We start from the raw sequence: 25,468 nt of genomic DNA, 5'->3' as shown, positions 1-25,468 counted from the left end.
GACGGCGGCGCCGCCGTCCGCCGGCGTCAGGCGGGCGTCACCGCGGTGCCGCGTGCGCCGCGCGGGTCGGCGAGGCGGGTGAGCACCGGGCCGGCCACGGCGAGCACGAGCACGTACCCGGTCGCCAGCGGCCCGAGCTGGGGGACGCCGGCCGTCACCGCGAGGCCGGCGATGACGATCGAGAACTCGCCGCGGGCCACCAGCGCCGTCCCGGCGCGCAGCCGGCCGGGCCGGCCCACCCCGTCGCGCCGGGCGGCGAACCACCCGGTGGCGACCTTGGTGCCCGTGGTGACCAGGGCGAGCAGCAGGACGGCGGGCAGCACGGGCAGCACCGCCCCGGGGTCGGTGGACAGCCCGAAGGCGACGAAGAAGGTCGCCGCGAACAGGTCGCGCAGCGGGCCCAGGACCGTCCGCGCCCGCTCGGCGAAGGACGTCGGCAGGGCCAGCCCGACCAGGAACGCGCCGACCGCCGCGGACGCGCCCAGCGACTGGGCGAGCCCCGCGACCAGCAGCGTCAGACCGACCAGGCGGAGCAGCAGCTGCTCGTCGTCGGCGGAGGCCAGCAGCCGGCCGAGCCGGTGTCCCTGCCGCTGGGCGGCCAGCAGCGCCAGCGCGACCGCCCCGACCGCCAGGCCGGTGCCGGCGAGCGCGGTCGCCGGGCCTCCCCCGGAGAGCGCGACGACCAGCAGCGGCAGGAACAGCGCCATGGCGAGGTCCTCGAGCACCAGCACCGACAGCACCGCCGGGGTCTCCCGGTTGGCCAGCCGTCCGAGGTCGCCGAGCAGTCGCGCAACGATGCCCGACGAGGAGATCCAGGTGACCCCGGCCAGCGCGAGCGCTCCCTGCCAGGGCAGGTCCAGCAGCAGGCCGGCCGCGAAGCCCGGCAGAGCGTTGAGCAGCAGGTCCACCACGCCGGACGGACCGTGGTGCCGCAGCGAGGCGAACAGCTCGTCCGCGGAGAACTCCAGGCCCAGCGCCAGCAGCAGGAGCACGACGCCGATCTCCGCCGCCGCCTCGATGAACGGCTCCGAGGTCGCCAGCGGGACGACGCCACCCTCCCCCAGCGCCAGCGCCGCGACCAGCACGAACGGCACCGAGGACAGCCCCAGGCGCCGGGCGAGCAGCCCGACCAGGGACAGACCGGCGAACAGCAGGCCGAGCTCGAGCAGCAGCTGCGCGACGTGGTCCACCGGCGGTGTCCTACGCCGACTCGGCCAGACGCGCCTCGAGCTGCTCCAGGCCGCGGACCGAGCCGATCGCGACGAGGACGTCCCCCGCGAGCAGCGTGTCGGCCGGTCCCGGGGACGGCACGACCTCGGCGTCCCGCACGATCGCGACGATCGAGCAGCCGGTCAGGGTGCGCGCCCGGGTGTCCCCCAGGGGGCGGCCCGCGAAGCGGGAGCCCGCGCCGATCGGGAACCGGCCCGACTCCAGTCCGGGCACCTCCCGGGACAGGTCGGCGAAGCGCTGGGTCAGCCGGGGAGCGCCGAGCACCTCCGCCACGGCGTCGACCTCGTCGGGCTCGAGCCGCAGCACGCTGCGCGCCCGGTCGGGATCACGCCGGTCGTACACGGCGAGCTCGGCCGCACCCTCCCGCCGGACGACGATCCCCAGGACCTCACCGGCGGAGGTCCGCAGCCGGTAGCGGACGCCGACGCCGGGCAGGAGGGTCTCCTCGAGGTCCATGGCCGCATGGTGGCAGAGCCGCGCCCGGGCCCAGGGCGGCTGACGACCGCCGACCCCGGGCCCGGTGCGGCGCCTGCTCAGCGCTCGCTGGGCCCCGCGGTGCGGCCCGCCGTGGTCCCGGTCCGGACGACGGTGACCGGGCAGGGGGCGTGCCGCACGCACTGGTCGCTGACCGAGCCGAGCACCAGGCCGGCGAAGCCGCCCCTGCCCCGGGCGCCGACCACCAGGAGGTCGGCGCGGGCGGCGGACTCGATGAGGCCGCGGGCCGGGGTGCCGTGGGCGGTGTGGCAGGTGACCGTCAGCGCCGGGTCCAGCCCCGCCGCGGCCACGTGGGCCTCGAGCTCCTCCCGCACCGCCCTCTCGAAGTCCTCCAGCGGGGGGATGTACCCCGGCTCCAGGGTGGCCGGCTGCGGCGCGGTGGTCATCTTCCACGCGCGCAGCACGTGCAACGGGTAGCCGGCCCGGAGGGCCAGACCCGCCGCCCACTGCAGGGCCTCCTGCGCGTACTCCGAACCGTCGTGGCCCACCAGCACGCCACCTGAGACGTCCGCCACCCGTGCGACGTCGTCGTCGTCGGACTCCAGGTCCATCAGCTCCACCATGGGCGCAGCGTATGGCGACCGGGGACCTCCCGTGGCCACCCTCCCGGCCGCGTCGGCCCGGCCGGCTCCACGGTCGGCAGGCCGATCGTCGGCGCGCCGCCGACCTACCCTGGAGCGGTGACGACCAGCCAGCCCTCCCCGGCCGTCCTCGACTCCGGTGACCCGCTCGCCCTGGAGCGCCAGGTGTGCTTCGCGCTGTCGGTGGCGGCGCGCACCGTGGTCGCCGTCTACCGGCCGGTGCTCGAGCCGCTGGGGCTGACCCACCCGCAGTACCTGGTCATGCTGGCGCTGTGGCAGCACGGGCAGCTGTCGGTCAAGGAGCTCTCCGGCCTGCTGCAGCTGGATCCCGGCACGCTCTCGCCGCTGCTCAAGCGGCTGGAGGCGGCCGGCCTGCTGCGCCGCGAGCGCAACCCGGCGGACCAGCGCAACCTGGCCCTGGCGCTGACCGAGCGGGGCCGCGCACTGCGTGCCCGGGCGGAGGAGATCCCCGTCGGCATCGTCGAGCGTCTCGGCATGCCGGTCGAGCAGCTGACGGCCCTGCACGAGGCGCTGACCCAGGTCACCGCCGCCTCCCAGCAGGCGCTGGCCGCCCCCACGTCCGCCGTGAGGACCCCGTCGGACGTCGCCTGACCGAGGCGGTCCCCCGGTGAGGGCGCCTGTCGACCTCGTCACAGTTGGTACCCCAACCGTTGGTGTCCTCAGCATCTGGGGGACCATGGACGCGTGGACCTTCCCGAGCAGGAGCGGACAGCGGTCATGGCAGAACCCGAAGAGGGCGGCACGCCCGCCGAGCCGATCGTCCGGCCGGCTCCGCACCGGTGGCTCTGGTACGCCCTCGGCGGCGGGCTGCCCGCGCGGCACCGCGGCTGGGTGCTGCACGACACCACGACCGGCACCTGGTGGGCCCGGCACATCGCCCGCGTCTTCGTCCAGATGTCGATCCCGATCGCCCTGGTCATGGTGCTGCTGCCCGCGTCGTGGGGGCTGCGCGCGGCGGTCGCCGGCGGGGGGATCTTCCTCGCCCTGATCTACTCGCTGGCCTACATGCCCGAGACCACGGAGAACCGGGTCGTGAAGGCCGGCTACCCGGCCGGTACCGCCACCGCGCACCGGGAGCGCGCCGCGCACCTGCGCGACCTGCGGGACAGCGAGCGCCGGCGGGCCGCGAACGCCCGGCGCGCCGCCCGCTACCGCGACCGCACCGGGCGCTGACCGACCCGAGCCGACCGGCCCGGCACGGCTCCCCGGCTGCCGGGCACCCGGGTCAGGGAGCCGGGAAGGACCTGTCGCCGAAGAGGATGCGGCGGGCCGCGGCCCTCCCGGGCGGCGTGCGCAGCAGCGCGAACGCCGCCGCTGCGACGGCGGGCGTGCGGACCTGGGCCAGCCCCCGGCGCAGCGCGAGCCTCCCCCGGAAGGCGGCGCGCAGCGCGGTCCCGTCGTAGGCGGTCAGCGCGTCCGGCCGCCCGGCCCGCAGGGCCGCGTCGAGGACGTCGGCGGCGTGCTCGGACAACCGCAGGCACGGGTCGAGGCCACCGGCGGTGAGCGGCGAGACCGCGCCCGCGGCATCGCCGACGAGCAGCCCGCCGGTGCAGCTGATCCGGCGCAGCAGGCCACCGACGGGGATCGGACCTCCCCGCCGCTCCACCGCCTCCGGGCGCTCGACGCCCTCCAGCCCGGGTGCCGAGCCGCTGAACCGGTCCAGGGCCCGGCGCATGCCGCCGGGGAAGCGCTCGGCGTAGCCGGCCACACCGACGTGGGCGTGCTGCCCGTCGTTGACGACCCACGCCAGGTACCCGGGGGCGAGCGAGGGGTCGAGCACGCAGTGGAAGGCCGGCGGCTCCCCGCCGCCCGGGACCTCGAAGACCTCCTCGGCTCCGACCAGCAGGTGGTCGTTGCGGTCCAGGCCGAGGTTGCGGGCGACCCGCGACCGGGCGCCGTCCGCGCCGACGACGAACCGCGCCCGCACGCGCGCCGGCCCGTCCGGACCGGCCAGCAGGGACGCGCCGTCCTGCCGGCCGGCGTAGCGGGTGCCCAGGCGGATGCGCACGCCGGCGTCGGCCGCCGCGCGGGCCGCGGCTCCGTACAGCGGCCCCATGTCGCCCACCCGGTACTCGTCGCGCCCGCTGACCAGGCTCACCGGCCGGCGCAGCCCCGGCGGGTAGAGCACCACCCGCCGGATCGGCGGCCCGAGGTGCTCGGGGGGCAGCGCGAAGTCGTCGAGCGTCTTCCGGACGAAGATCCCCGTGGTGCGGATGGCGCCGGTGAGCGTCGACCGCCGCTCGGTCAGCAGCACGTCGTGGCCCCGCCGGGCGAGCAGCGTGGCCGTGTGCAGGCCGGCCAGCCCGGCACCGACCACCAGGACGTCGACGGTCACCGGGAGGCCGCGGAGGCGGCGTGCGGCGCCTCCCGCTCGTCCGGGACCCACTCGAGCAGGTCGCCGGGCTGGCACTCCAGCACCCGGCACATGGCCTCCAGGGTGCTGAACCGGACGGCCTTCGCGCGGCCGTTCTTCAGCACCGCCACGTTCGCCGGCGTGAGGCCGACGCGTTCGGCGAACTCCCCGACGCTCATCTTGCGCTTGGCCAGCTCGACGTCGATGCGCACCACGATCGGCATCAGATGACCGCTTCCATGTCGGTCCGCAGCGTCGTGGCCTGCCGCAGCAGCGCCCGCATCACCACCATGAGCAGGCCCAGCACGGCCACCGCCACCAGCATGAGCAGCAGCACGACCGGCGGACCGGGGAGGCCCACGCCGACGACGGACCAGACGAGGGTGCCGAGCAGGAGGAACCACGCGGCGGCGAGCGCGCCCACGATCGCGTCGACCCAGGCCATGGACGCCGCGCTGAAGATGCGGTCGTCCTCGACCAGGGTCAGCAGCTGCCAGGTGCACACGATGACGACCTGGACGCACCCCAGCCCCAGCACGGCCACGACGAGCGTCGGCCACCGCAGGTACGCCAGCTCCGGCGAGTCCGCCGCCATCGCGCCCGCGAGCGCCGGCAGGAAGGCGACCTGGGCGAGCAGCAGGGCGGCGAACGCCAGCGCGAGCAGGATCCGGAGGGGCACGACCACCCGTCGTGTCGTTGTCATGCATCGACTCTCGACTACTACCTATCGAGAGTCAATCGACGACACGCCTGTGGGTGATGGTCAGATCGGGAACTCGACCCCCTGGGCGAGGGGCAGCTCGCCGGAGTAGTTGATCGTGTTCGTGGCCCGCCGCATGTAGCTGCGCCAGGCGTCCGAGCCGGACTCCCGGCCGCCGCCGGTGTGCTTCTCCCCGCCGAAGGCCCCGCCGATCTCGGCCCCGGAGGTGCCGATGTTGACGTTGGCGATGCCGCAGTCCGAGCCGTCGGCGGCCAGGAAGCGCTCGGCCTCGGCCTGGTCGGAGGTGAAGATGCTCGACGACAGGCCCTGGGGGACGTCGTTGTTGAGCGCGATCGCCTCCTCCAACGTGCGGTACGGCAGGACGTAGAGGATCGGCGCGAAGGTCTCCTGCCGCACGACGTCGGTCTGCTCGGGCATCCGCACGATCGCCGGCTCCACGTAGTAGGCGTCCGGCGCCTCGTCGGCGAGGCGGCGACCGCCGCCGACGACGAGCTCGCCGCCCTGCTGCTGGGCGGCCTGCAGCGCGTCCTGCATCGACTTGTACGCGGCGTCGTGGATCAGCGGGCCGACCAGCGTCCCCTCGGCCGTCGGCGAGCCGATGGGCAGCCGGCGGTAGGCGGCGACGAGCCGCTCGGTGAGCTGCTCCAGCACGTCGACGTGCGCGATGACCCGGCGCATGGTGGTGCAGCGCTGGCCGGCGGTGCCGGCCGCGGAGAACACGATGCCCCGCGTGGTGAGGTCCAGGTCCGCCGACGGGGTCACGATCGCGGCGTTGTTGCCGCCGAGCTCCAGCAGGGAACGCCCGAAGCGGTCGGCCACGCGCGGGCCGACGGCGCGGCCCATGCGGGTCGATCCGGTGGCGCTGAGCAGCGCGACGCCCGGGTGGGCGACCAGGGCCTCCCCGACGTCGGGGCCGCCGACGACCACCTGGCCGAGGTCGGCCGGGGCTCCGGTCTCGGCGATCGCGCGGTCGAGCAGGGCGGCGGACGCCAGCGCGGACAGCGGCGCGAGCTCCGACGGCTTCCACACCACCGGGTCCCCGCAGACCAGGGCGATCGCGGTGTTCCAGGACCAGACGGCCACCGGGAAGTTGAACGCGCTGATCACCCCGACGACGCCCAGCGGGTGCCAGGTCTCCATCAGCCGGTGGCCGGGGCGCTCGGAGCTGATCGTCCGCCCGTAGAGCTGGCGGGACAGGCCGACGGCGAACTCGCAGATGTCGACCATCTCCTGGACCTCGCCCTCGGCCTCGGAGGTGGTCTTGCCGACCTCCAGGCTGACCAGGACGCCGAGGTCGGCCTTGTGCTCCCGGAGCAGCTCGCCGAGGCGGCGCACGAGCTGCCCGCGGACCGGTGCGGGCACCGTCCGCCACGCGCGGAACGCCTCGCCGGCGCGGATCACCACGCCGTCGACGTCGGCCGCGTCCTGCCACCGGACGGAGGCGAGCGGGCGGCCGTTCACCGGCGAGGTGACGGGGCGGTCCCCGGCGAGCCGGTCCAGGTCGACGCCGCAGCGGCCGGCGGCCTCCCGGGCCCGGCGGGCGAGGTCGTCGGCGGTGGGCAGGGTGGTCACGGGGCTCTCCTCGGGTTCGCGCTCGTGTTCACACCACGTTGAGTTCGGGGCGGACGTCGGCGCCGGCGAAGCGCGCGGCGCTGAGGCCGGTGACGTCGACGACGGGCCGCTCCCCCAGGTGGAGGTCGCGCACCACCTCCCCGACGGCCGGTCCCATGAGGAAACCGTGCCCCGAGAAGCCGGTGGCGTACAGGAAGCCCTCGACCGTGTCGGCCCGACCGATGAGGGCGTTGTGGTCCGGCGTCATCTCGTACAGCCCCGCCCACCCCCCGGCGATGCCGACCCCGGCCAGCGCCGGGGCGCGCCGCTCGACGGCCGCACCGAGGCGCGGCAGCCAGCCGTCGGACCGGGTGAGCCGGAACCCGGGGGTCTCGTCGGGGTCGGACATGCCCAGCAGCAGACCGCGACCCTCGGCGTGGAAGTAGAAGCTGGTCTCGAAGTCGATGGTGAACGGCGTGCGCGGGTCCAGGCCGGGAACCGGCTCGGTGACCAGGACCTGCCGGCGCAGCGGGGTGACCGGCAGGTCGACGCCCACCCAGGAGCCGACCTCGGCCGACCAGGCACCGGCCGCGCAGACGACGGCGTCGGTCCGGATCGTCCCGGCCCCGGTCCGCACGCCGGCCACCCGGCCGTTCCGGACGTCGATCCCGGTGGCCGCGCAGTGCGGCAGCAGCGTCGCGCCGGCCCGGCGTGCCGCGGACGCGTAGCCGAGCACGACCGACTCCGGGGTGCAGTGGCCGTCGGTGGGCGAGTACGCCGCGGCGAGCAGCCCCTCCGGTGAGACCAGCGGCGACAGGCGGCGGGCCTCCTCGACGTCGATGACCCGGCTCGGGACGCCGAGGTCGTTCTGCACGGCGACGTTGGCCTCGAACGCCGCGACCGACTCCGGGGTGCTCAGCAGGAACAGGTAGCCGACCTCGCGGAAGTCGACGCCCTGGCCGAACCGCGCCCGGAAGTCGCGGAAGGTCTCCAGGCTGCGCGCGCCGAGCGCGGTGTTCACCGGGTCGGAGAACTGCGCCCGCACGCCACCGGCCGCCTTGCACGTCGAGCCCGAGCCCAGGGCGTCCCGCTCCAGCAGGACGACGTCGCGCACCCCCGCCCGGGCCAGGGCGTGGGCCGCGCTGAGCCCCACCACACCGCCGCCGATGACGACGACGGAGGCGGTGGGCGGGAGGGAGCGCGGTACGGCGGTCATCTCGGTCCTCCGGGGGCGCCGGGTGTGCCGCCATCGTGGTGGGTGGGGCCGCACGGCACCAGCGACCGGGTCAGCGCCCTGCCTCGTCGAGGACCGCGGCGAGGGCGTCCACGGCCCGGTCGAGGTCGTCGGGCTCGACCACCAGCGGCGGGGACAGCCGGATGGTCTGCCCGTGCGCGTCCTTGACCAGGACGCCGCGCTCGGCCAGCCGCTCGCAGGCGGCGCGCCCGGTCATCAGGGCGGGGTCGACGTCGATCCCGGCCCACAGCCCGCGGGTGCGCACCGCCTGCACACCGCGCCCGACCAGCCCCTCGAGGCGGTCCCGCAGCTGCACGCCCAGCTTGGCCGCCCGCTCCTGGTACTCACCGGTCTCCAGCAGGCCCACCACCGCGTGCCCGATCGCCGCCGCGAGCGGGTTGCCGCCGAAGGTCGACCCGTGGCTGCCCGGCGTCAGGACGCCGAGGACCTCGCGGGTGGACACCACCGCCGAGACCGGGACGATGCCACCGCCGAGGGCCTTGCCGAGCAGGTAGACGTCGGGGACGACGCCCTCCAGCTCGCAGGCGAAGGTCGCCCCCGTCCGGCCCAGCCCGGACTGGACCTCGTCGGCGACGAACAGCACCCCGGCGTCCGTGCACGCCTGCCGCACCGCGGCGAGGTAGCCCGGCGGCGGCACGACGACGCCGGCCTCGCCCTGCACCGGCTCGAGCAGCACCGCGACCGTCTCCGGCGTGAGCGCCGCCCGCAGCGCGTCGGCGTCGCCGTAGGGGACCACGGTGAAGCCGGGGGTGAAGGGGCCGAAGCCCTCGCGCGCCGACTCGTCGGTGGAGAAGCTGACGATCGTGGTGGTGCGGCCGTGGAAGTTGCCCGCCGCGACGACGACCTGCGCCCGCCCGGCGGGGACGCCCTTGACCTGGTACCCCCAGCGCCGGGCGACCTTGACCGCCGTCTCCACGGCCTCGGCCCCGGTGTTCATCGGGAGCACCAGCTCCATCCCGGCCAGCGCCGCCAGGTCGCGGGCGAAGGGGCCGAGGCGGTCGTTGTAGAAGGCGCGGCTGGTGAGCGTCACCCGCTCCAGCTGCTCGCGGGCCGCCCGGAGCAGCACCGGGTGCCCGTGGCCGAAGTTGAGCGCCGAGTACCCGGCCAGGCAGTCGAGGTAGCGGCGTCCGTCGACGTCGGTCACCCACGCCCCGTGCGCCTCGGCCACGACCACCGGCAGGGGCGCGTAGTTGGGCGCCGTCACCGCACCGGTGAGCGCCGCGTGCTCCCTCGAGGACGACGGGCTCGCACTGCGCCGAGGTGTGGTCATGGGGGCCTCCTCCGGATCGGACGTCGCACGCTTCGCCGGCCGCCGCCGGCGGGGCGGCAGGGCCGTGTCCTGGAAGGCTAGGAACGCCGCGCACCGGCATCAATGCGCGTTCGTTGCGTCCAGAGCGTCGATCCGTTGCGAAGTCGGGCCTACGGTGCACGGTGTGTTGCAGAGGACCGGAGACCGCCTGGACCCGCTCGACCGGCAGATCATCGGCTGCCTGACGCGCGACGCCCGCGCCACCTACGCCGTCATCGGCGACGAGGTGGGCCTGTCCGCGCCGGCGGTCAAGCGCCGCGTGGACCGGCTGCTGGCCGAGGGGGTGATCCGCGGCTTCACCGCGCTGGTCGACCCGGAGGTCCTCGGCTGGACGACCGAGGCGTACGTGGAGGTGTACTGGAAGGGGATCCCGTCCCCGTCCGAGCTGCGCCGCGCGCTGGAGAAGGTCCCCGAGATCGTGGACGCGTGCAGCGTCACGGGGTCCGCGGACGCGCTGGTGCACATCCTGGCCGCCGACATCCCGCACCTGGAGGAGGCCATCGAGCGGCTCCGGCAGCAGCCCAACGTCCAGCAGACCCGCAGCGAGGTCGTGCTGTCCCGGCTGATCGACCGCGGCCGCCCCTGAGGCCGGCGCCCGGAGGACCGGGGCGCTCCGGCCCGGGGGCAGTGGGCCGGCCGGACGACCGGCCCACTGTCCCCGGGCGCTCAGAAGGCGGGGATGACGGCGCCCTGGTAGGTCTGCTCGATGAACTGGCGGACCTCGTCGGAGTGCAGCAGCCCCTCGAGCTGCTGGATCCGCTCGTCGTCCTCGTCCCCCGTCCGCACCACCAGCAGGTTGGCGTTGGGGTTGCCCTCGGCCTCCTCCAGCGCGAGGGCGTCCTCGGCCGGGACCAGGTCGGCCTCGATGGCGTAGTTGCCGTTGATCACCGCGATGTCCACGTCGGCCAGCGAGCGGGGCACCTGCGCGGCCTCCACCTCGGAGATCTGCAGGCCCTTGGGGCTGTCCTGGACGTCGAGGGACGTCGGCGCGGCGTCCCCGGTGTCGGCCAGGGTGACCAGGCCGTTGGCCTCCAGCAGCCGCAGCGCCCGCGCGGCGTTGGTCGGGTCGTTGGGGATCGCCACGGTGGCGCCCTCGGGCAGGGCGGCCAGGTCGGTCAGCGAGCTGGAGTAGATGCCCAGCGGCTCGATGTGCACCGGCGCCAGCGCGGTGAAGTCGTACCCGGCGCTGGCCTCCTGCTCCTCCAGGTACGGAACGGTCTGGAAGTAGTTGGCGTCGAGCGAGCCGTCGTCCAGGGCGACGTTGGGCTGCACGTAGTCGGTGAACTCGACGATCTCGAGGTCCAGGCCGGCGTCGGCGGCCAGCTGCTCGTCGACGTGCCGCAGGATCTCGGCGTGCGGGACCGGGGAGGCGCCCACCCGCAGTGGCTCGTCGGCCGCGGACAGCTGCGGGTCCCCGCCGCCGCACGCGGCGAGGACCGTCATCGCCGAGGCGGCCAGGAGGAGGGCGGATCGGGAGCGCATGGGAGGGGTTCTCCTTCGAGGTGGTGCGGTGGTGGCCGGCCGGCCACCGGGGCAGGAGGTCAGACGTGGGCCAGGCGGCGGGCCCAGCGGTCGCCGGCCCACTGCAGCAGCTGCACGATGACGAGCAGCAGGACGACGGTCAGCAGGGTGATGTCGGTGCGGAACTGCTGGTAGCCGAAGCGGATCGCGAAGTCCCCGAGGCCTCCGCCCCCCACGGCACCGGCCATCGCCGAGTAGCTGATCAGCGCCACGACGGTGACGGTGACCCCGGCGACCAGTGAGGGCCGCGCCTCCGGCAGCAGCACGGTGCGGACGACGTCCCGGCGGCGGGCGCCCATGGACAGCGCCGCCTCGACCTTCCCGGAGGCAACCTCGCGGAGGCTGGTCTCCACCAGCCGGGCGAGGAAGGGGATGGCCCCGAGGGTCAGCGGCACGATCGCCGCGGTCGACCCGATCGTCGTCCCCACGATGCCGCGGGTGACCGGGGCGACCAGCACCAGCAGGATGATGAACGGGAGCGCGCGCCCCAGGTTGACCACCAGCCCGAGGGCACGGTTCAGCAGCGGCCGCGGCGCCAGCCCGCCGGGCGCGGTGACGGTGAGCAGCACGCCCAGCGGGACGCCGAGCAGCACGGTGAGCAGCGCCGCGACCCCCACCATGTAGAGGGTCTCGCCGGTGGCCTCGAACAGCTGCGGGTAGACGCGGCCCCAGTCGCTCATCGGGTCGCCCCCGACCCGGCGGCCACGCCGCCGTGCGCGGGCACCCGGTCGACGACGACGCCGCCGTCGTGCAGCGCGCGGAGGCCTGCCTCCAGCCGGTCGAGGTCCCCGGTGACGCGCAGCAGCAGCCGCCCGTACCGCCCGCCGGCGACGGTCTCCACCGAGCCGCCGGCGACCTCCACGGCCAGCCCCAGCTCACCGATGAGCGTCTGCAGGACGACGGTCTCCGGCGTGCGGTCGGTGACCGTCACCCGCAGCAGCGCCCCGCCGTGCCCCGCACCGGCGTCGGCCACCGGGGCGGGCAGCAGGGCGTCGGCCAGCGGTGAGTGCCCGCGGGTCAGCACCTCGCTGAGCCGGCCGCCGTCGACGACCCGGCCCCGCTCGAGCAGCACGGCGCTGTCGCAGACCGCCTTCACCACCGCCATCTCGTGGGTGATGAGCAGGACGGTCAGCCCGAGCTCGGAGCGCACCCGGCGCAGCAGCTCCAGCACGCTGGCCGTGCTGGCCTGGTCCAGCGCGGAGGTGGCCTCGTCGCACAGCAGCACCTTCGGGCGGGCGGCGAGCGCGCGGGCGATGGCCACCCGCTGCTTCTGCCCGCCGGACAGTTGCGCCGGCCGCGCCTCGGCCCGCTCACCCAGCCCCACCAGGTCCAGCAGGTCGGTGGCCCGGCGGCGGCGCTCGGCCCGGCCCACCCCGGCCAGCTCCAGCGGGTGCTCGACGTTGCCCGCGGCCGTGCGGGAGTCCAGCAGCTCGAAGTGCTGGAAGACCATCCCGATGGCGCGGCGGGCCTCGCGGACCCGGTCGTCGGGCAGGTCGGTGAGCACCTGCCCGTCCACGGTCACCGATCCGGACGTGGGCCGCTCCAGCAGGTTCACCAGGCGGACCAGCGTGCTCTTCCCCGAGCCGCTGGGGCCCACCACGCCGGCGAACTCACCGGCCTGCACCCGCAGGCTGACCCCGTCGACGGCGACCACCTCCCCGGCGCGTCTCCGGGCGGGGAACACCTTGCGGACGTCGGTCAGTTCGATCACGGGAACGCGGTCCTCGAGGGTGAGCAGGGCAGGCCGGCGGACAGGGCGGCACGGTCGCGCGGGAACTCGGCGCGGTGCGGTCCGGCTCGGTGAGCCGGACCGCGCGGGGACGTCAGCGACAGAGGCAGCTGGCGGTGCCGGCCAGATCGACGGCGCGGTCGCGCGTCAAGATCGGCAGGGCCACCCCGCCATGGTCCCCCACCGCCCCGGCCGGACTCAAATCGCACCGGCTTGGTGTGGGTCACAGTGCGCGGCGTCGCCGCCTCCGGACCCGGCGGAGGGCGGTGCCCCCCTCCGTCCTCCCTCGGTCGGACCACCCGGTCGCTCCCCTCGGGCCGTGCGCCTCCACCGGAGCCGGCCCGTCGGACGGCCCGCCCGCCGGGGACCGGGGAGGGGGACGTGCGGCAGTCGCTGCAGCGCGTGCGGACTGCGCGTACCCGCCGTCCGGGTGCACCCAACCCACGTCCCCGCCCAGGGCGTCACGCGAGGCCGGCCTCGTGGACGCGGATGGCGATCTGCACGCGGTCGGGCACCTCCGTCCACCCGAGGAGTGCCGTCGCCGCCGAATCCACCGCCGACCCGGACGGGGTTGCGGACGCAGAGGTCCAGGCCGCGGCCGGGGCGACCGGTCAGCTCGACGGGGACCCCCGACGCGGGGCCTCGGGGGCACCGGCAGGCCCACCCCTCGCGAGCTCAGCTGCAGGACCCAGGACGACGGGAGGCCCCTGACCGGCACGTGCGCCGGTCAGGGGCCTCCCGGGGGTCTCCTCGATCCGTCGGGGAGACCCCCGGCGCGCTGCTCCCGTCGCTCAGGCGATCTCCTGCTGCCCGGTCACCCCGGCCCGCTGTGTCGCGATCACGTCGCGCACGAGTGCGGTCAGCCGCTTGGTCGCCACCTGCTCGGCGGGGCGGCCGAAACGGGCGCCGATCTGCTCGCTGGTCACGCCGAGGGACTCCAGGCTGGCCAGCACGCCCCGGCGGGCCGCGTTGAGCCGGCGGTCCTTCGGGTCGTCCGGGATCGGCGAGGCCTCCAGCAGCGGGTTCGCCGGCGCGGCCTCCGTGCCGGTGGCCGGGAGGGCGGCCGCGGCAGCGGCCCGGGCGGCCTGGACCACGGCGGCGGGCGTCTGCGGAGCCGCCGAAGCGGCAGGAGCGGCCTGGGCCCTGCGCCGCCCGGCGGGGTGGGCCGCCATCGACGCGGTGAGGAACTCCTCGTGGCGGGCCTGCATGAGCTCGGCGACGGTGTAGGAGCCGCCGGGGGTCGGCACCTCGGCCTGGAGCAGCGCGGCCCGGTTGGCCTCGGCCCACACCTCGCGCAGCTCGTCGTCGTTCGCGGCGTCGCCGATCCGCGCGACCAGGTCGGCGACGTCGGGCTCGCCGGACCCGGTCGACCGGCCGTTCCCACGGCCGGCGGCCTGCTCGGTGCGGGCCTGCTCGGTGCGGGCCTGCTCGGTGCGCTCGTGGTCGAGCAGCCCGCCGCCGTGGAAGGTCACCAGGTTCCGCACGTGCGCAGCACCCGGATCGCACTTCAGGGCGTCGAAGACCAGCCACTCCAGCAGCCGGCCGGTGGCGGCAGGATCGGTGACCTCCTTGGCCGGGTCGTCGTTGGGCTTGATGCCCACGTGCACGCTGCGGGCGCCCACGATGATCGGCCGTCGCCCCCGGCGCAGCCGCATCCACACACTGGCGGCGTACGGGAACTCCCGGTGGGTCTGCACCGACCAGGTCTTCTGCCCCTCGATCGGGCGGCCGTTGGCGTCGACCTCGGTGACCTCCTTGCCGCGGGCGGTCACCACCACGATGCCGGGGAAGGTGAGCAGCTCGGTCTGCAGCTTGCGCCAGCGGGCGCCGGCGTCGTTCCACAGGTTCTGGCTGATGGTGATCTCGGCGTTGGGATCGCGCTTGAGCAGCTCGCGGTTGCGGACGGACTTCGCCGCGCGGTCGCTGGCCCAGTCCTTGAGGCCGTCCCAGATCGCCGAGCCGGTGTCGATGGCGAGCACCACCGGCGGTGCGCCGGCGTCGGCGGCGCGGCGCGCCTCGGCCTTGACCGCCTGCACCGCGGCCAGCACGGAGGCGTACGAGCCGTCGTGCTCGATGATCTGGTAGTTCGCGCCGGGGATCGCGCCGTACTCGTCGCCGGCGCCCTCGTTGAGGTCGATCCAGTACAGCGCGCCGATCCGCTCGCTGGCGCTGAACTGGGCCAGGGCCCACGACTTGCCCGCCTTCTCCTCCCCCTCCAGGAGGATGCAGGGCCACGGCACACGGCCGGTGGGCTGACGGGTCTTGAGGCCAGAGACGGCCATGGTGAACTCCTCGTCGACATGGGGAAGATGTCGACACGGAACCTACGAACGGGTACTGACACACATCGCCGACCATCGCGCAAGCGCCGCGGGGTGCCGGTGGGGAAACACCAGGTCAGAGGCACGAACAGGCAGCGACCGGCGTGTCGGCCGTTCGCTCTGGGCGTAAACGGGCGAAAGCGGCGGCCACGTCGTCCACGGGTGGAGGACGGTCCCGGCTGCTCGACGGCCGTCCGCACCCGCGCGTGGTGCGCGCATCGTCGTCGCCGGCTTCGCCGGCAGCCGTGCGTGCACGTCGCTGCTGACGCCGCCGGGTGGCGGATCGGCGTCAGCCCCGTCCGGCCCCGACGGCGAGCGGGGTCGGTGCAGCCGCGCTGCGGTGCGGGCCGCCCCGGAGGCGGTGGGCGAGGGCGGTGTGCCGGCGTCCGGAGCCGGTGACGCGCACGGCCTGGCCGAGGGCCCGGGTGGAGCCGACGAGCACGACGAGCTGCTTGGCGCGGGTGACGGCGGTGTAGAGCAGGTTGCGCTGCAGCATCACCCAGGCGCTGGTGGTCACCGGGATGACGACGCAGGGGTACTCGCTGCCCTGGGAGCGGTGGACGGTGACGGCGTAGGCGTGGACCAGCTCGTCGAGCTCCCCGAAGTCGTAGGGGATCTGCTCCCCCTCGTCGGTGACGACGGTGAGGGTCTGCTCGACCGGGTCGACGGCGGTGACGACGCCCTGGGTGCCGTTGAAGACCCCGTTGGCGCCCTTGTCGTAGTCGTTGCGGATCTGGCTGACCTTGTCCCCGACGCGGAACACCCGCCCACCGAAGCGCTTCTCCGCCCGGTCGGGGCGAGCGGGGGTGAGCGCCTCCTGCAGCAGCTCGTTGAGCGTGGCGGCGCCGGCCGGTCCGCGGTGCACCGGGGTGAGCACCTGGACGTCCCGGCGGGGGTCGAGACCGAAGCGGGCCGGGATCCGCCGGACGACGACGTCCACGGTCAGCCGGGCGGCCTCCTCGGCGTCGTCGGTGCTGAACAGGAAGAAGTCGTCGAGGCCGCGGACCTGCGGCGGGCTGCCGGCGTTGATCCGGTGGGCGTTGGTCACCACTCCCGACCTGCTGGCCTGCCGGAAGACCTGCGTCAGGCGCACGTGCGGGATCGGGGTGCCCTCGGCGAGCAGGTCGCGAAGCACCTCCCCGGCGCCGACCGAGGGCAGCTGGTCGACGTCGCCGACGAGCAGCAGGTGCGCGCCGGGCGGGACGGCCCGGACCAGCTTGTTGGCCAGCAGCAGGTCCAGCATCGAGGACTCGTCGACGACGACCAGGTCGGCCTGCAGCGGCCGGTCCCGGTCGAAGGCGGCGTCCCCGCCGGGGCGCAGCTCCAGCAGCCGGTGCACGGTGACCGCCTCGACCCCGGTGAGCTCGGTCAGCCGCTTCGCGGCCCGGCCGGTCGGTGCGGCCAGCACGACCCTCGCGCCCTTGGCCGCCGCGAGGGTGACGATCGAGCGCACCGTGAAGCTCTTGCCGCAGCCGGGGCCACCGGTGAGGACGGCGACCTTCTCGGTCAGCGCCAGGCGCACGGCCTCCTGCTGGCCGGCCGCCAGTTCCACGCCCGTGCGCCGGTGCAGCCAGGCCAGGGCGGCGTCCCAGTCCACGCCCGCGAAGGCCGCCAGCCGGTCGTCGTCGGCGCTCGCCAGCCTCTTCAGTCCCCCGGCCAGGGAGACCTCCGCCCGGTGGAAGGGCACGAGGTAGTACGCCACCGCGCAGGGCTCCCCGCCCGCGCCGGGGAACTCCTCGCGGATGACCCCCTGGTCGGCGACCAGCAGGGCCAGGCAGTGGCCCACCAGGTCCGCCGGGACCTGCAGGATCTCCACTGCCCGGGCCACCAGCTCGGTCTCGGGCAGGAAGCAGTGCCCCTGCCCGGTCGCCTCGGAGAGCACGAACTGCACCCCCGCCTCGACCCGCTGCGTGCTGTCGTGCGGGATCCCCACCGCGTCCGCGATCGTGTCGGCGGTCCGGAACCCGATGCCCCACACCTCGGCGGCCAGGCGGTAGGGCTCGGCCCGGACCACGCCGATCGACGCGCCGCCGTACTGCTTGTAGATGCGGACGGCCAGCGAGGTGGACACGCCCACGCCCTGCAGGAAGACCATCACCTCCTTGATGGCCCGCTGCTCCTCCCAGGCCGCGGTGATCAGCCGGGTCCGCTTGGGGCCCAGGTTCGGCACCTCGGCCAGCCGCCCGGGCTGCTCCTCGATGACCCGCAGCGCCTCGGTGCCGAAGTGGTCCACGATCCGCTCGGCCAGCCGCGGGCCGATCCCCTTGACCAGCCCCGAGCCCAGGTAGCGCCGGATGCCCTGCACCGTGGCCGGCAGCACGGTGGTGTAGTCCTCGACCTGGAACTGCCGGCCGTACTGGGGATGCGCTCCCCACCGCCCCTGCAGCCGCAGCGTCTCGCCCGGCTGCGCGCCCAGCAGCGAGCCCACCACCGTGACCAGGTCACCGCCCCGCCCGGTGTCCACCCGGGCCACGGTGTAGCCGGTCTGGGCGTTGGCGAACGTGATCCGCTCCAGCGTCGCCTCCAGCACCGCACCCGTCCGCGCCTCTCGCACCGCCGTCCCCTCGCCACCGCGCCGTCCCCACCGATGGTCACACCCCCTGGGGACAGCTCGGGGCCTCCGTCCGCCGGACGCGACGGGCCCACGGGAACTGTCGGTAAGTCTGCCTAGCCTCCGGATGCTCACCCGAGCGATGCACCGACGACACGGAGGACCGGATCATGGCCGGCGACACAGTCATCACCGTCATTGGCAACCTGACCAGCGACCCCGAGCTGCGCTTCACGCCCTCGGGCGCGGCGGTCGCCAACTTCACCATCGCCTCCACCCCGCGCACCATGGACCGCCAGACGCAGGAGTGGAAGGACGGCGAGGCGCTCTTCCTGCGCTGCAACTGCTGGCGGCAGATGGCCGAGCACGTCGCGGGGTCACTCACCCGCGGCTCGCGGGTGATGGCGCAGGGCCGCCTCAAGCAGCGCTCCTTCGAGACCAAGGAGGGCGAGAAGCGCACCGTCGTCGAGCTCGAGGTCGACGAGATCGGCCCGTCGCTCCGCTACGCCACGGCGACGGTCTCCAAGACCGCCCGTGTCGACGGCGCTCCCGCCGGCGGGAACGGCGGAGCCGCGGCCGGGCGCAGCGGCTCACCCGATCCGTGGGCCGCGTCGAACGGCGACCCCGGCGAGGAGCCGCCCTTCTGAGGTCTCCTCGGGGCGCCCGTCGCCCGGAGCAGGCGGTGGGCGTGCCGGCCCCGTCGGCACGCCCACCGCGCCACGCTGCACCGGGAGCGCGGCGCGCTCGGCGCGTCCGCAGGGGTGCGCGGACACGGGGCGGGGAACGAGTCTCGAACCGCCGAGTTGGTCAATCGACCAAGACCGTGCCACGATGGGGCGCCGGCCGGTCGGCCGGCGCCCCGTCCCCCGTCCCGAGGAACACCTGTGAGTCCGCTCCGTCGCTGGTCCGCCCTCGCGGTGCTGGCGCTGCCGGTCCTGCTCATCAGCATCGACATGACCGTGCTCGGCTTCGCCGTGCCGGCCCTGACCGCCGACCTGGGCCCGACGTCGACCGAGCTGCTGTGGATCGTCGACATCTACTCCTTCCTGCTCGCCGGCCTGCTCGTGCTGATGGGCAACCTCGGTGACCGCATCGGCCGCCGCCGGCTGCTCGTGGTCGGCGCCGCCGCGTTCGGGTGCGCCTCGCTGGTCGCGGCCTTCTCGACGACGGCCGGGATGCTCATCGCGGCCCGGGCGCTGCTCGGGCTCGGCGGGGCCACGCTGATGCCCTCGACGCTGGCGCTGCTGCGTTCGGTCTTTCCCGACGCCCAGGAGCGACGCCTGGCCATCGCCGTCTGGGCGGCCGCGTTCTCGGGCGGCGCCGCCCTCGGCCCGATCATCGGGGGGTTCCTGCTCGAGCACTTCTGGTGGGGCTCGGTGTTCCTGGTGAACGCCCCGGTCATGGTCCTGCTGCTCGTCGGCGCCCCGCTGCTGCTGCCCGAGTCGCGCAACCCGCGGCCCGGCCCGTTCGACGCGCTGTCCGCCGTGCTCTCCATCGCGGGCGTGCTGCCGCTGGTCTACGCGCTCAAGACCGCCGCGCACGACGGCGTGAGCGTGCCGGTCCTGGTCGGCCTCGCGGCCGGCCTCGGGCTGCTGTGGACCTTCGTGCGCCGGCAGCGCCGGCTGGCCGAGCCGCTGCTGGACCTGCGGCTGTTCGGTTCCCGCGCGTTCTCCGTCGCCGTGTCGACGAACCTGCTGACCGTCTTCGCCCTGCTCGGCCTGATGTTCTTCCTGCCGCAGTACCTGATGCTCGTGCTGGGGATGAGCCCGCTGGTGGCCGGCCTGTGGATGCTGCCGCTCGCCGTCGCGACCGTGGGCGGGTCGCTCGCCGCCCCCTGGCTGGCCCGCTCCCTGCCGCTGCGGTGGGTGATCGGCGGCGGGATGGCGCTGGCCGCCGCCGGGCTGGCGGCCGGCACGCTGCTCGGGGTCGACGGAGACCGGGGCGTCCTGGTCGTGGTCGGCCTGCTCATCGGCACCGGCGTCGGAGCCGCGGAAGCGCTGACCAACGACGTCATCCTCGCCACGGCGCCGCCCGAGCGTGCCGGTGCCGCCGCCTCGGTGTCCGAGACCGCCTACGAGTTCGGCGGTGCCATGGGGACGGCGGTGCTGGGCACCGTCGGGCTGTCGGTCTACGCGGCGCACCTCGGCGCCGTCGACGGCGTGCCCGCGCAGGACGTCGAGGCCGCTCGGGAGACCCTGGGCGGCGCCGCGGAGGTCGCCGCAGCGCTGCCGGCGGACACCGCCGCGGCCTTCCTGGCCGAGGCCGGGCAGGCGTTCGCGACCGGTATGCACGTCGTGCTGCTGATCGCCGCCCTGCTGGCGGCGTACGTGGCGGTGCAGGCCGTCGTCCTGCTGCGCGGCAGCCGGGGAGCCGGGGTCGCGCCGGCCGACCGGCCGGCGCCGGAGACGGCGACGGTGGCCCGGTGACGAGCGGGAAGCGTGCGCACCTGCCCGTCGAGCAGCGCCGGGCCCAGCTCGTCGCGGCCGCCATGCGGGTGATGCAGCGCAAGGGTGCCTGGTCGCTCACCACGCGGGCGGTCGCGAAGGAGGCCGGCGTGCCGCTCGGAGCCGTGCACTACGCGTTCGGCTCCAAGACCGAGCTGGTCCGCGCCGTCTTCCAGGCCGACCGCGACCGGTCCACCGCCCTGCTCCGGCGTGCGGTGGAGGCCGGGGGCTCCCCCGCGGAGATCCTGACCCGCGCCCTGACCGGCTACGTCGACAGCGTCGTCGCCGACCCCGGCGCGGAGATCGTGCTCCAGGAGCTGACCATGATGGGCGGGCGGGACGACGACCTGCGGGCCGCGGCCCGGGAGTCCACCGAGCAGTACCGCGGCGACGTCCTCGACCTGCTGCACCGCGTGGCCGGGGCATCCGGCGGCACCTGGTCCGGCGACGTCGAGGTGCTGGCGGAGTCTGTTCTCGGCCTGCTCTTCGGGGCGTCGGTGAACTGGCTGTGCACCGGCGACGACGACCTCTTCCGCCGGTGCGTCACCGATGCCGCGCAGACCCTCGCCGCTCGCCTGACGGGCGATGCACCCGCCCAGAGGTGAGTCGGCTGCCCACGACGGACTGACCGGCCCGGCCGCGGCGACCCACACGTCCCCCCGGTCAACTCCACGTGCTCGTCGACGCGAGGATGCGGCCGATGCCGAGCGCGGCAGCGCGGACACCGGGCGCGTAACTGCGGACGGCGGCCGGGGAACTCCCGCGGACGACGATGGACAGTGCGGCCACGACGGCGCCGCGCACCTCGATCGGCGCGGCAACGGAGACGGCGTCCTCGGTCACCTGCCGATCGCTGACGGCCATCCCGCTGCGGCGCACCTCGGCGAGGACCCGGCGCAGCTGCCGCGCATCGGTGATGGTGTGCTGCGTGTAGGCCGTCAGGGGGCCGGCCAGGACGTGCTCCTGCACCTCGGCCGGGGCGTGCGCGAGCAGGACCAGACCGACGCCGGTGGGCGGCAGCGCGAAACGGCCGCCGACCTGGGTGAGGACGTTGACCGCGTCACGGCCGGCGATCCGCTCGACGAAGACGACCTCGTCGCCGTCCCGGACGGCCAGCTGCACGTTCTGGTGGGTGACCTCGTAGAGGTCACCCATGAACGGCAGCGCGGCCTCCCGCAGTCCGAGCGCCGGCGGCGCGAGAGCGCCCAGTTCCCAGATCCGCAGTCCGATGCGGAACCGGCCGTCCGCGTCCCGCTCGAGCGCTCCCCACCGGGTCAGCTCCCCGACCAGCCGGTGCGCGGTCGACAGCGGGACGCCGACGGTCCGGGCGATCTCGGACAGGGTGAGCGTCGGCCGCTCCCTGCTGAAGGCCGCGAGGACGGCGAGCAGCTTGCCGCCCGCCGTCCTGCGGGCCCTCAACGGTCCGGCACGGAGGTGACTGGTCACGGGACGTCGATGGTGACGACCCCCGGCTGCCCGTCGGCGCCGGACAGCCCGCCGGTCCGGGCGCTGACGACACGGGAGACGCAGCACTGCAACCGGTCGCCCGCCCGGTGCTGCTCGTCACTGAGGAAGACGTCACGGTGGTCGATGACGCCCTCGACGTCGAGCACCTTGACCTCGCAGAGGCCGCACTCGCCGCGGCGGCAGTCGAACATCATGTCCGCACCGCACGCCTCCAGCGCCTCGAGCATCGACACGTCGTGCGGCACCAGGGTCTCCAGCCCCAGCCGCGGGATCCGCACGGTGAACGCCTCGGGGGCGAACCGGCCGCTGCTGCCGAACGTCTCGAAGCGCAGGTCCGCCGGGCGCCGTCCGGCCCGGGCCCAGGCGGCCTTGATCGCGTCGAGCATGGGCGTGGGACCGCAGACGTACAGCTCCCCGCCGTCCGGGACGCCGGCGACGAGGTCGGCGACGTCGAGGGAGCCGCCCTCGTCGTCGATCCGCAGGTCGAGGCGGTCGCCGTGCTCGGGGACCAGCTCGTCGAGGAACGCCATCAGGTCCCGCGACCGGGCGCCGTAGACGAAGCGGTAGTCCGCGCCGCGGGCCCTGAGCGCCGTGCCCATGGCCACCAGGGCGGTGATGCCGATGCCCCCGGCGGCCAGGACGTAGCCGGGCCTGCCGTAGTTGAGCGGGAAGTTCTGCAGCGGCTGGGTGATCGACACCTCCTGTCCGCGCCGCAGGTTGTGCATGTACGCCGAGCCACCCCGGCTCTGCCGGGCCAGCTGCACACCGAGGACCAGCTCGGTGCCGTAGCCGCTCATGCCCACGACGGAGTACGAACGGACGTCGGCGCGACCGTTGACGTAGACCCCGATGTCGATGTGGCTGCCGGGGGGCGCAGGCGCCTCGAGCCGCTCGGGCTCCAGGACGATCCGCCGCACGTGCTGGGCGACCTCGCGGACGTCGATCACCCGCGCCCTCCGCCACCGCTTGGCGCTCGTGGCTGCCATGTCGACCGCTCCCGCTACAGCCCGCGGCCCATGAGGCCGGCCGTGGGCTGCTCCCGGTGCCGGGCGACCCCGCCGGCCACCTCCGCTGCCTGACCGGTTCCGCCGTCGCCCGGCGGTTCGGCGTTGGCCGCGCCGGTGACCTCGGCCATCGCGGCGGCGGCGTGCCCGGCCTCGTCGCTCACCGCACCGACGTCCGAACCGAGCTCGGCATCGATCATGCGTTGCACGATGCGGCGGGTCCACATGCTGCCCGCGTCGATGTTGAGGTTGTAGAAGTCGTAGTCGGGATTGGCCTCGATCCCCCGCTGCTGGGCCTCGAGCATCTGCTCGTCCTCGAAGAAGACGTTGGACACGCCCTCGCGCAGCCGGGTGGTGATCACCTGCTTGTCCAGGCACCAGTCGCGGGCGAAGGCCCACAGGTAGTGGCAGGTGTTGTCGGTCTCCGGCGTCATCGTGTTGATCACCGTGCCGGTGACCCCCTGGCTGCGGTCGCCCTCGGGTGCACCGGTACCGGCCTTGGCCACGCCGACGTCGATCGCGATGGTCGACGGCGCGGTGTAGTGGATGATCTGCCAGCGGTCGACCGGCCCCTCGTAGTCGGGGAAGCGGTCCTGCAGGTTGCGCTTCCAGAACGGCGGCGGGTCGATCCCCAGCATCCACTTGGTCACCGTCACCGTCCGCTCGGTGTGGGTCACGGTGAACTCCGACTCCGACAGTGCGTCGTGGCCGATGCTCGACCCGTGCACGAACTGCTCGTGGGTGAGGTCCATGAGGTTGTCGACGATCAGCTGGTAGCTGCAGTTGACGCGGATGGTCTTGCCGTCGCCGGCCCAGTCGGGGTGCTCGTTCCAGTACAGGTCGGGCACCAGCGCCGGGTCGGCCAGCGCCGGGTCGCCCGGCCAGATCCACACGTAGCGGTGCCGCTCCACCACCGGGAAGGAGTGCACCGTGGCGCTGGGGTTGATCGTCTCCTGCGCCGGCATGAACGTGGCCCGGCCGTCGGGGTCGTAGCAGATGCCGTGGTAGCCGCACATGATCTCGTCGTCGCCGCGCAACCTGCCCATCGACAGGGGCGCCAGCCGGTGCCAGCAGGCGTCGGCCAGTGCGACCGGACGACCGCCGGTGGTCCGGTAGAGGACGACCGGCCGGTTGGCGATCGTCGTGGGGAGCAGGTTGCGCCCCACCTCGTGGTCCCACGCCGCCGCGTACCAGGCGTTGAGCGGGAACGAGCGGAACGCGGCGTGCCCGGTCGGGCGGCCGATGGAGGCGGGCGAGGTCGAACCGGTCATCTCGGGGTCCCTCCAGAGGACTCGGACGGGTCGGGGACGTTCAGGCGGGGATGGGGTCCTCGTGGCGGGCCGGTGACTCCCGGACCATCGCGTAGAGGAAGAAGGAGACGATCATGATCCCGGCGGCGAGGTAGACCCCGGGAGCCCAGCTGCCGGTCGCGTCGCGGAGGATGCCGCTGACCACCGGGCTGAGCACGGCGCCGATCTCGGAGACCAGGTTGAGCATGCCGAAGGCCGAGCCGCGCTCGCTGGCGGGCACCAGGTCGCCGGTCATGCCCTGCACGATCGGCTGCAGCGCGTTGAAGAACACGCCGGAGCTGAACAGCAGCAGCCCGAGGAGGGCCAGCGAGGGCAGCTGGTCGCCCTCCCCACCGGAGATGCTCCAGCCGAAGAGGAGCACCAGCACGGAGTAGACGGCGGTGCAGACGAGGGCGAGTGGCTTGCGCCCGCGGCCGCGGCGGACAGCGCGGTCGGCGAGCCAGCCACCGACGGGGAAGCCGAGGATCCCGGCACCGGCGTTGAACGCGGCGGTCAGCGCAGCGGCCAGCAGACTGCTCTCCGCTGCCTCCCGGACGATCTGCACCGACCAGAAGCTGAAGAACCACAGGTTCCACAGGATCGCGATGTAGGCGATGTAGATCAGCCACATGTTCCGGTTGAGCAGGGCCGCGCCGCGACCGGACTGCTTGACGCTGCGCACGATGATCGCGATGTACACGAGTGCGATGACCGACGCGATGGTCGCGGTCAGCCACTCCGGCCACTGGAACGTCTCGGCCAGCAGGAAGAGGCCGACGATGACCAGGAAGGTGGGCGTGGAGAACAGCAGCAGCCGCAGGAACGGCGGCCCCAGCCGCAGCGCCCCACCGAGCCTCGACCGGAAGAAGGCGAACGCCACCGCCGCGACGACGAACGTGAACGCGGCGAACACGAAGAACGGCAGACGCCAGGCGCCGCCGCCCATCCCCAGCGACTCGCCCCAGGCGATGAGCAGCGGCGTGGCGATGATCCCGACCGTCAGGCCGATGGACAGGCCGGTGATCACGATGCCCAGACCGAGCGTCCGCTGGGCCGCCGGGGTGTGCGTGATGATCAGCGTGCGGTCGTTGGAGTAGAACACGCCCTCGCCCAGGCCGGTCAGCACGCGGGCCGCGACGAACGCCACGAGCCCGGCCACCAGGCCGGAGACGATGGTCAGGACGCCGGCTGCCAGCAGCGAGACGATGATCATCTCGCGGTGACCGAACCGGTCGCCGAGCCGCCCGCCCGGGTACTGGGTGAGCATGTAGCCCAGGAAGAACATCGAGCCGACCAGGCCACCCACCGTCGCCGGGTTGGACGCGTCCCCGATGAACCCCGACTCGTTCTGGATCATCCAGGCGATGACCGGGCCGGTGACCGTCCGGTCCGCGTAGCTGACCACCCAGCCGAGCAGCAGCACCACCCACAGGGCCCGGTAGGGGGCGACCGGCCGGTCGTCGCGACCGGCGTCGAGCAGCTGCTCCTCCCGGGCGGTGTCGCTCTCGGAGCTCCCTGACGCCATGCCTCGCTCCTTCGTGAGGGGCGTCGCCGACGATCGGCGACTGACCCTGGGAAGCGTGACGGAGGTCACCGCCCAGGCATACCGCGCTTCCACGTGACGGA

At 74.5% G+C, this 25,468-nt stretch carries 24 protein-coding genes; 6 read left to right on the top strand and 18 right to left on the bottom strand.

All coding sequences use genetic code 11. The features are described 5' to 3' along the window. Positions 1–26: 26 nt before the first annotated feature. The 3 genes from BMW27_RS00705 to BMW27_RS00695 form a co-directional block, all read right to left on the bottom strand. Positions 27–1,190 (bottom strand): cation:proton antiporter, encoded by a 1,164-nt coding sequence (locus tag BMW27_RS00705; RefSeq protein ID WP_091437618.1) that lies wholly within the window; start codon positions 1,188–1,190, stop codon positions 27–29. A gap of 10 nt (positions 1,191–1,200) precedes the next feature. After that, the gene (locus BMW27_RS00700) at positions 1,201–1,686 is read right to left on the bottom strand and encodes a cation:proton antiporter regulatory subunit (RefSeq protein ID WP_091437615.1); all 486 of its coding nucleotides are present in this window, start codon (positions 1,684–1,686) and stop codon (positions 1,201–1,203) included. Positions 1,687–1,763: 77 nt separating this feature from the next. After that, a complete protein-coding gene (locus BMW27_RS00695) occupies positions 1,764–2,288 on the bottom strand; it encodes a universal stress protein (RefSeq protein WP_091437612.1) in 525 nt (174 codons plus the stop codon). Between the two features lie 117 nt (positions 2,289–2,405). On the opposite strand from BMW27_RS00695, the gene BMW27_RS00690 reads away from it, so the two are divergent. Both BMW27_RS00690 and BMW27_RS00685 read left to right on the top strand, forming a co-directional pair. After that, positions 2,406–2,918, top strand: coding sequence for a MarR family winged helix-turn-helix transcriptional regulator (locus BMW27_RS00690; protein ID WP_091437610.1), 513 nt, complete (start codon positions 2,406–2,408; stop codon positions 2,916–2,918). A gap of 126 nt (positions 2,919–3,044) precedes the next feature. Next, complete coding sequence (locus BMW27_RS00685) at positions 3,045–3,500, top strand: DUF5313 family protein (RefSeq protein WP_091437607.1); 456 nt, start codon at positions 3,045–3,047, stop codon at positions 3,498–3,500. Positions 3,501–3,552: 52 nt separating this feature from the next. Here the strand turns inward: BMW27_RS00685 and BMW27_RS00680 are convergent, their stop codons facing one another. The 6 genes from BMW27_RS00680 to rocD form a co-directional block, all read right to left on the bottom strand. Beyond that, complete coding sequence (locus BMW27_RS00680) at positions 3,553–4,662, bottom strand: NAD(P)/FAD-dependent oxidoreductase (RefSeq protein ID WP_091437604.1); 1,110 nt, start codon at positions 4,660–4,662, stop codon at positions 3,553–3,555. Beyond that, complete coding sequence (locus BMW27_RS00675; RefSeq protein WP_091437601.1) at positions 4,659–4,904, bottom strand: helix-turn-helix domain-containing protein; 246 nt, start codon at positions 4,902–4,904, stop codon at positions 4,659–4,661. Before BMW27_RS00675 ends, BMW27_RS00680 begins: the two co-directional genes overlap by 4 nt. Next, on the bottom strand, positions 4,904–5,383 hold the full coding sequence (locus BMW27_RS00670; protein WP_091437599.1) for a DUF2975 domain-containing protein: 480 nt from the start codon (positions 5,381–5,383) through the stop codon (positions 4,904–4,906). Before BMW27_RS00670 ends, BMW27_RS00675 begins: the two co-directional genes overlap by 1 nt. Positions 5,384–5,443: 60 nt before the next feature. Continuing rightward, positions 5,444–6,973: an L-piperidine-6-carboxylate dehydrogenase gene (amaB, locus tag BMW27_RS00665; protein ID WP_091437596.1), complete on the bottom strand. Its 1,530-nt coding sequence runs from the start codon at positions 6,971–6,973 to the stop codon at positions 5,444–5,446. Positions 6,974–7,001: 28 nt separating this feature from the next. Next, on the bottom strand, positions 7,002–8,168 hold the full coding sequence (locus BMW27_RS00660; protein WP_091437592.1) for an NAD(P)/FAD-dependent oxidoreductase: 1,167 nt from the start codon (positions 8,166–8,168) through the stop codon (positions 7,002–7,004). 70 nt (positions 8,169–8,238) lie between these two features. After that, a complete protein-coding gene (gene rocD / locus BMW27_RS00655; protein ID WP_245743235.1) occupies positions 8,239–9,477 on the bottom strand; it encodes an ornithine--oxo-acid transaminase in 1,239 nt (412 codons plus the stop codon). A 163-nt stretch (positions 9,478–9,640) separates the two neighbouring features. Here rocD and BMW27_RS00650 point away from each other — a divergent pair, with 163 nt between their 5' ends. After that, positions 9,641–10,102, top strand: coding sequence for an Lrp/AsnC family transcriptional regulator (locus tag BMW27_RS00650; protein ID WP_245743234.1), 462 nt, complete (start codon positions 9,641–9,643; stop codon positions 10,100–10,102). Positions 10,103–10,182: 80 nt separating this feature from the next. Here the strand turns inward: BMW27_RS00650 and BMW27_RS00645 are convergent, their stop codons facing one another. The 5 genes from BMW27_RS00645 to recD2 all read right to left on the bottom strand — a co-directional run bounded on the left by BMW27_RS00645 (position 10,183) and on the right by recD2 (position 17,641). Next, positions 10,183–10,998, bottom strand: coding sequence for a MetQ/NlpA family ABC transporter substrate-binding protein (locus BMW27_RS00645; RefSeq protein WP_091437586.1), 816 nt, complete (start codon positions 10,996–10,998; stop codon positions 10,183–10,185). A gap of 59 nt (positions 10,999–11,057) precedes the next feature. After that, on the bottom strand, positions 11,058–11,717 hold the full coding sequence (locus BMW27_RS00640) for a methionine ABC transporter permease (protein WP_091437584.1): 660 nt from the start codon (positions 11,715–11,717) through the stop codon (positions 11,058–11,060). Beyond that, entirely contained in the window at positions 11,714–12,748 is a 1,035-nt protein-coding gene (locus tag BMW27_RS00635) for a methionine ABC transporter ATP-binding protein (protein ID WP_091437582.1), read from the bottom strand. Before BMW27_RS00635 ends, BMW27_RS00640 begins: the two co-directional genes overlap by 4 nt. 809 nt (positions 12,749–13,557) lie before the next feature. After that, positions 13,558–15,048 carry a DEAD/DEAH box helicase family protein gene (locus BMW27_RS00630; protein ID WP_091437580.1) on the bottom strand — a complete coding sequence of 497 codons (1,491 nt, stop codon included), beginning with the start codon at positions 15,046–15,048 and terminating at the stop codon, positions 13,558–13,560. A gap of 328 nt (positions 15,049–15,376) precedes the next feature. Further along, positions 15,377–17,641, bottom strand: a complete 2,265-nt coding sequence (recD2, locus tag BMW27_RS00625) for an SF1B family DNA helicase RecD2 (RefSeq protein WP_091437578.1) — start codon at positions 17,639–17,641, stop codon at positions 15,377–15,379. 167 nt (positions 17,642–17,808) lie between these two features. Between recD2 and BMW27_RS00620 the strand changes: the two genes are divergently transcribed. From BMW27_RS00620 to BMW27_RS00610, 3 genes are all read left to right on the top strand, one after another. After that, a complete protein-coding gene (locus tag BMW27_RS00620) occupies positions 17,809–18,285 on the top strand; it encodes a single-stranded DNA-binding protein (protein WP_091437577.1) in 477 nt (158 codons plus the stop codon). 237 nt (positions 18,286–18,522) lie between these two features. Beyond that, the gene (locus BMW27_RS00615; RefSeq protein WP_091437576.1) at positions 18,523–20,064 is read left to right on the top strand and encodes an MFS transporter; all 1,542 of its coding nucleotides are present in this window, start codon (positions 18,523–18,525) and stop codon (positions 20,062–20,064) included. Continuing rightward, positions 20,061–20,687 (top strand): TetR/AcrR family transcriptional regulator, encoded by a 627-nt coding sequence (locus tag BMW27_RS00610; RefSeq protein WP_091437575.1) that lies wholly within the window; start codon positions 20,061–20,063, stop codon positions 20,685–20,687. The genes BMW27_RS00615 and BMW27_RS00610 overlap by 4 nt, the downstream gene beginning before the upstream one ends. A gap of 58 nt (positions 20,688–20,745) precedes the next feature. Here the strand turns inward: BMW27_RS00610 and BMW27_RS00605 are convergent, their stop codons facing one another. From BMW27_RS00605 to BMW27_RS00590, 4 genes are read right to left on the bottom strand one after another with little or no spacing between them, the layout of a single operon-like run. Beyond that, positions 20,746–21,528: an IclR family transcriptional regulator gene (locus tag BMW27_RS00605; RefSeq protein ID WP_091437574.1), complete on the bottom strand. Its 783-nt coding sequence runs from the start codon at positions 21,526–21,528 to the stop codon at positions 20,746–20,748. Then, positions 21,525–22,535 (bottom strand): PDR/VanB family oxidoreductase, encoded by a 1,011-nt coding sequence (locus BMW27_RS00600; protein ID WP_091437573.1) that lies wholly within the window; start codon positions 22,533–22,535, stop codon positions 21,525–21,527. The genes BMW27_RS00605 and BMW27_RS00600 overlap by 4 nt, the downstream gene beginning before the upstream one ends. A gap of 14 nt (positions 22,536–22,549) precedes the next feature. Continuing rightward, on the bottom strand, positions 22,550–23,824 hold the full coding sequence (locus tag BMW27_RS00595) for an aromatic ring-hydroxylating oxygenase subunit alpha (RefSeq protein ID WP_091437572.1): 1,275 nt from the start codon (positions 23,822–23,824) through the stop codon (positions 22,550–22,552). A gap of 40 nt (positions 23,825–23,864) precedes the next feature. Beyond that, positions 23,865–25,367: an MFS transporter gene (locus BMW27_RS00590; RefSeq protein ID WP_091437571.1), complete on the bottom strand. Its 1,503-nt coding sequence runs from the start codon at positions 25,365–25,367 to the stop codon at positions 23,865–23,867. Positions 25,368–25,468: the final 101 nt, after the last annotated feature.

This window comes from Geodermatophilus poikilotrophus (genome assembly GCF_900111455.1).
Lineage (GTDB): Bacteria > Actinomycetota > Actinomycetes > Mycobacteriales > Geodermatophilaceae > Geodermatophilus > Geodermatophilus poikilotrophus.
This window is presented reverse-complemented; position numbering and strand designations above follow the sequence as displayed.

Coding starts and splice junctions, on each gene's coding strand:
- BMW27_RS00685 (WP_091437607.1), top strand. CDS start 3,045: ATGGCAGAACCCGAAGAGGGCGGCACGCCCGCCGAGCCGATCGTCCGG.
- rocD (WP_245743235.1), bottom strand. CDS start 9,477: ATGACCACACCTCGGCGCAGTGCGAGCCCGTCGTCCTCGAGGGAGCAC.
- BMW27_RS00620 (WP_091437577.1), top strand. CDS start 17,809: ATGGCCGGCGACACAGTCATCACCGTCATTGGCAACCTGACCAGCGAC.
- BMW27_RS00670 (WP_091437599.1), bottom strand. CDS start 5,383: ATGACAACGACACGACGGGTGGTCGTGCCCCTCCGGATCCTGCTCGCG.
- BMW27_RS00645 (WP_091437586.1), bottom strand. CDS start 10,998: ATGCGCTCCCGATCCGCCCTCCTCCTGGCCGCCTCGGCGATGACGGTC.
- BMW27_RS00595 (WP_091437572.1), bottom strand. CDS start 23,824: ATGACCGGTTCGACCTCGCCCGCCTCCATCGGCCGCCCGACCGGGCAC.
- BMW27_RS00590 (WP_091437571.1), bottom strand. CDS start 25,367: ATGGCGTCAGGGAGCTCCGAGAGCGACACCGCCCGGGAGGAGCAGCTG.
- BMW27_RS00640 (WP_091437584.1), bottom strand. CDS start 11,717: ATGAGCGACTGGGGCCGCGTCTACCCGCAGCTGTTCGAGGCCACCGGC.
- BMW27_RS00600 (WP_091437573.1), bottom strand. CDS start 22,535: ATGGCAGCCACGAGCGCCAAGCGGTGGCGGAGGGCGCGGGTGATCGAC.
- BMW27_RS00675 (WP_091437601.1), bottom strand. CDS start 4,904: ATGCCGATCGTGGTGCGCATCGACGTCGAGCTGGCCAAGCGCAAGATG.
- BMW27_RS00695 (WP_091437612.1), bottom strand. CDS start 2,288: ATGGTGGAGCTGATGGACCTGGAGTCCGACGACGACGACGTCGCACGG.
- BMW27_RS00660 (WP_091437592.1), bottom strand. CDS start 8,168: ATGACCGCCGTACCGCGCTCCCTCCCGCCCACCGCCTCCGTCGTCGTC.
- BMW27_RS00630 (WP_091437580.1), bottom strand. CDS start 15,048: ATGGCCGTCTCTGGCCTCAAGACCCGTCAGCCCACCGGCCGTGTGCCG.
- BMW27_RS00700 (WP_091437615.1), bottom strand. CDS start 1,686: ATGGACCTCGAGGAGACCCTCCTGCCCGGCGTCGGCGTCCGCTACCGG.